This is a genomic window from Arachidicoccus sp. (assembly GCF_050436765.1).
Lineage (GTDB): Bacteria > Bacteroidota > Bacteroidia > Chitinophagales > Chitinophagaceae > Arachidicoccus.
In genome coordinates this window covers 1-4,861 of the sequence record NZ_JBNQGD010000096.1, presented here as the reverse complement: position 1 = coordinate 4,861, position 4,861 = coordinate 1, and the positions used below count along the sequence as shown (strand labels likewise).

Here is a 4,861-nt window from a genome sequence, read left to right as displayed (position 1 = left end):
CACTTTTTTTACTGTTATAATCATTACAAGGTTTTTACTTTTTAAACTAAGAAGTATTTATTCGTGCTACCGTTGTCAGGTTTTAATGCGCCCATTCATGTCTTTGAAATACCTGAAACTTAAAGACATTTAATTTTTCAGTTCCATTTTTATTCATCAAAAAATCATCAGGGAGCTTTCTTTAAATCCTCCCATTTTACCACCCATGAACCGTCTTTGGGAAAACCTGGTTGAGCGGCATTTTTATCTCCATCCCACCCCGCAGTCATCATTGCAACCGCATATAGCAATCCTCCATTAGAAGGGATGTAAGGATAAGGGTTCCCTCCACCGACAAAGCCATGCACATCAAAGGAAAATCTGGAAGAATCACTTAATAACCAATCAACTGCCTGACCCGGATAGCCTAATCGCGCCGCATCCATAGCCATCATTGGAAAATCCCAGCCCCACACTTTATCAAAATCCCAAGCCTTTCTAATCTTTGCATAAGTTTTCTGCATGGTCAAAGTATCTATTCCATAACCCGGCAATACGCCAAAAATCCCAGCCATAGCTGGATGCTCATAATTATATTTTGTCCACATGCTGTCGATGCCCTCCCATTGAACATATAAGCCATGCTCCAAGGGTATGGGTGCTAATCTTTTCAACACATCGGCCCATTTGGGATTAGGTGTCAGGTCTTGATTCTTGCGCCAGTTTTGAGCAGTGATTAATCCATAGCGCCAATATTCCAATTCAAATGCAGGGTCTTGGGTAGACAATGGGTCATTATTTTCGGGAACGGCTTTTATGGGTGGTCCTAAAACATATTGGTTACGCGCCGTATCTAAATAGGCATAAGACGCCAAAAAATTAGCTGTTTGCTGAACGATGTCATTCCATTTTTTTAGCGTCGCAACAGTAGGGTGTGCCCGATAATCCAAGTCGGCAAAAAAAATCGGGTGCGGTTGCTGCCAAACCAGCCAAGCATGGGTTGGATAAGGCCACTCTACACCATTGGGCCCCGTACATTTAGGCCACCTCGCGCCTTGGTAACCTTGCTGCTCAGCTCGCAACTCCGCCGCCTTTAGGTTATCTTTATAAAGATGTAAACTCTTATACAACAGCGGCCATCTATCCCACAACGCATAGTGTGCGGCGTGCCACCAATACATCTCATAATGAAATCTACCATACCAACTGTTATTCACTAGTCCCGTTTCTGCGGGGGGATAATTGCCTGCAGCATTTATCGCCATAATATATTCGGACAATACGATTCTACGCTCCAATTCAAACCATCTCGGATCTTTACTTCCAGAGAGATCGATCGCTCCCCCGCTATTCCAAAAAGCGGCCCAGTGTTTTATGCTACTGGATCTGATACTGCTAAAATCGGGAAGTGGAGAACTTATTTTTGAAGCAGAAAAGGCAAAAGTGTATGCGACCGAATTTTCATTTCCGGCAGGTATCAGCATAAAATGATGAGTGGCTATCTCCTTTATCTTTCCACCACCCGTCCATTGACAAGCCACCTGATAAGTCGTACTATCTAATCGCCTATTGAATACAACTGAATTTTTGCCAAGTATAGATAATGTCGTCTGATGTAAGAAAGGTTTTGTGTAATCCGATCCATTACTAAAATAATCCAGGCTTGCATAAGGGAACTGTACAAACACTGTTAACCTGTGTTGTCGTATAAGTGCCGATTGAATACTGAATCCAAGGATATCTTTTTGCCCATCACATATCGTTATAACCTTCACTTTTTCTCCTTCTATGCTGAAGGTGCTTTCTGCAATACCATTCCATAAATTCAAATACTGCGATGGGTTAACCAAATCTTTTATTGTTGCGAGGCTACCATCCTTCTTCTTTAGCACCAACCCGATTCTGCCCAGATTAAAACGATGTGGGTTACGGGCGAGCCACTGCGTGAGTGCCGGTTGTTGCGGATTGGGTAAATCGTAAGCAACCATTCTCCCATGGGTTTCAACAGGGGTCTTTTTAAATAACTGAACACTCGTGCCTTTCGGAACAATAGTACTATGCCAACTCCACTGTGACATAGTAGTAAACTGATCACTAAAGGTCTGCATACCGGTGATATCAAACCCGTAGGCAAAATCGCCGTTGCCCACCTGCGTGGGGCCCGCAAAGTGTGGATCTTTCAGTACCAAATTGTGGCGGGTCACTACTGCTTTGCGATCAATTGTTCCGTGTGCTTGTTGCTGCGCTTGCAAAACCGGTCCGCAAAACAATAGCAACAAAAGAACACTGCCGAGGAAGTAGATACGCGTCAAATGGAAAGGTTCTTTCATAAAAAAATAATAATACAGCACATGATCAATACATCAATATTCAAATATTCCCCTTTGCTCAACAACGCGCCATTTATGCCAAAATTAGGACTTATGAACTTCAGGGCAGTGATAAAAAGCAAAAGTGATACGGCTACCAATGGCTTTAAAACGATGCAGAACGATTAGCCTCAGCTGATCGTTCTGCAAGAGCTCAATAATCAGGATTTTGTGTAAGAGACCCCAGACTCTTAGCAACTTCTGAACGTGGTATCGGCATCAGGTAATGCTGCGGCAAAAAAGACCGCTTCTCCAGCGTATCTATTTCGTAGGTCTTGGTCCCGTCGGTCCGTTTAGTTATATGCATGCGCAGTAATGGCATATTCTCCGTAACAGTGGCTATTTTCCAACGACGCACGTCAAAGAAACGAAGCCCTTCAAAAGCAAATTCAACCCGGCGTTCTTCATGGATGGCATCCCTAAGTGCATCTCCGGTAGCTGTTACAGGAGGCATCTTTACGCTGGGGCGTGCACGAACCAGATTGATATATTGACGTGCAACCGCTTCATTACCTAATTCAAATTCTGCCTCCGCATAATTAAGAAGCACTTCTGCATAGCGGAAGAAAATCCAAGGATTTGTTGGCTTTACGGTAGAGCCAGTTGGCGGGATACTTTCGACAACACCTTTCTTATAGGCATAAGAAGTTAACGACGCATTCCATGGCTGTACGGTACTGCCGGGGGAATCAAGTCCACCGTCAAAAGTTTCAGTTACACGTCCCTGCCACAGCGAGCCATCATGTAATATGGATGCATCAAACCTCGGATCACGGCCGACATAGGGATGCATAGGATCATAGCCGGATCCAGGGTTCAGCACAAGACTACCATCGGGTTTTTCCGTGTAGGGCAACATGCCGGTAGCTACCATTTCGTAGGCATTCACCTGATTTTGCGAGGGGTTTTGTGAAGTCCATCCGTTAGAGCCATTACGACCTTCTTCCTGAGAAAAATTGGTAGAATTTGCCTGTGTAAAATACCTTGCAAAAATGATCTCATTATTATCTGTTAGAAATGTACTCTGATAATCCGGATTTAATGAATATCCTAAGTTGAGTAACGCTGCCGATGCATCCGCAGCAGCTTGCCATTTTGTATTATCATGATTAGGGTTGTTCAGCAGACTGGCGTCGTAGAGCAGTACCCTTGCCTTTAGTGCCAAACAAGCATCGCCAGACGCTCTCCCTTCTTGATCCGCAGGCTGTTTAGCGGGCAGATCGGCTGCTGCAGAATCCAACTGCGCATCGATAAATTTTACACAATCATCATAAGACGACTGGGTAACTTTAAAATTATCATGAAGGCTGAATACATGCGTAATGATAGGCACGCCACCATAACGCCATATCAAATTAGCATAGATATAGGCCCGAAGAAATCTCATTTCCGCAATGGCACCCGCTTTAAAAGTAGCATCCACCGGGGCAGCATCTATTTTTGAGAAGAAAACGTTGATATTATAGATATAACTGTAGGCAAAGTCCCAGTAATTAATCTTTGTAGAAAAATCAGTTACGTTGTCCTGTGTCAGTTGACCTGTTTGGACCATATACATATTTCCGTATTGATGGATATTAAATGCTTCATCGTCTGCTGCGGCCAATAGATCATTACTATAGCCATGCAGCAATACATTGTATTGTGCATTCACATACAGCTGAATAAGGTTCTGATTACCCCAGGTATTGGCATCAGAAATGGTATTCAAGGGCGTTAATTCAAGTTTATTACAGGACGTCGCCGCAATAAAAACAAGCATAAATATATAAATAAATTTTTTCATATCTTCGATATTAAGATTCGTTTAATTTAAAAGGTTACATTCACACCAAAACTAATTACACGTTGAGGCGGATAATACCAGTAATCTGTTGTTTCGGGGTCAAATCCCAGATCCTTCATATGGTCATAAATCAGCAGTAAATTACTCGCACTTACGGAAAAGCGTAAATTTTGCATGCCCAATTTTTTGATTTTATCTTGGGGTAAGTTATAACCTAAGGACATATTCTTCACTCTTAAAAAGCCAGCATTAATAAGCCATTGGGTAGAATTTATGGTATTATTATTCATAACTTCATAACTTGCTCTTGGCATGGAAGCATTGGTATGTGTAGGTGTCCACCGATCGTTGGCTCTCCAATTTAGAAAATTCCCCAACGAATAACTCATTACCGGAAAATAACCTCCGAAGAACTGTTTAGCATCGCCCTGACCTTGCAAAAGAATAGAAAGATCAAATCCTTGGTATCTAAAGTTGGCATTGAATCCAAAGGTCAACTGCGGAATATTTGTTTGATCTACCAGAATCTGATCGCGCGAATCAATAGATCCGTCTTTATTAATATCTGCATATATAATATCGCCGGGGGCTGTTCCAGGTAGGTGCGGCAGCCCCGGCACTCCGCCAGGTGCGCGTCAAACTGCGCGCGATCCGCCGGCGACAGCGCCTCCTCCAGATAGGCGGTGACCCGTTCTACAAGCTCCTGGCAGGCCATCTCATCAACCAC

Annotated in this window: 5 protein-coding genes; 1 reads left to right on the top strand and 4 read right to left on the bottom strand. The window is 43.2% G+C overall.

Annotated features, from left to right (window positions below; all coding sequences use genetic code 11):
- Positions 1–167: 167 nt before the first annotated feature.
- A complete protein-coding gene (locus ACQR30_RS04005) occupies positions 168–2,309 on the bottom strand; it encodes a hypothetical protein (protein ID WP_429731602.1) in 2,142 nt (713 codons plus the stop codon).
- A gap of 21 nt (positions 2,310–2,330) precedes the next feature.
- Here ACQR30_RS04005 and ACQR30_RS04000 point away from each other — a divergent pair, with 21 nt between their 5' ends.
- Positions 2,331–2,477 carry a hypothetical protein gene (locus ACQR30_RS04000; protein ID WP_429731599.1) on the top strand — a complete coding sequence of 49 codons (147 nt, stop codon included), beginning with the start codon at positions 2,331–2,333 and terminating at the stop codon, positions 2,475–2,477.
- A gap of 25 nt (positions 2,478–2,502) precedes the next feature.
- Here ACQR30_RS04000 and ACQR30_RS03995 read toward each other — a convergent pair whose 3' ends face one another.
- From ACQR30_RS03995 to ACQR30_RS03985, 3 genes are all read right to left on the bottom strand, one after another.
- On the bottom strand, positions 2,503–4,134 hold the full coding sequence (locus tag ACQR30_RS03995; protein ID WP_429731596.1) for a RagB/SusD family nutrient uptake outer membrane protein: 1,632 nt from the start codon (positions 4,132–4,134) through the stop codon (positions 2,503–2,505).
- 26 nt (positions 4,135–4,160) lie between these two features.
- Positions 4,161–4,631 (bottom strand): hypothetical protein, encoded by a 471-nt coding sequence (locus tag ACQR30_RS03990; protein ID WP_429731593.1) that lies wholly within the window; start codon positions 4,629–4,631, stop codon positions 4,161–4,163.
- Between the two features lie 20 nt (positions 4,632–4,651).
- The coding region (locus tag ACQR30_RS03985; protein ID WP_429731590.1) for an anti-sigma factor family protein at positions 4,652–4,861 on the bottom strand (210 nt) is incomplete at its 5' end.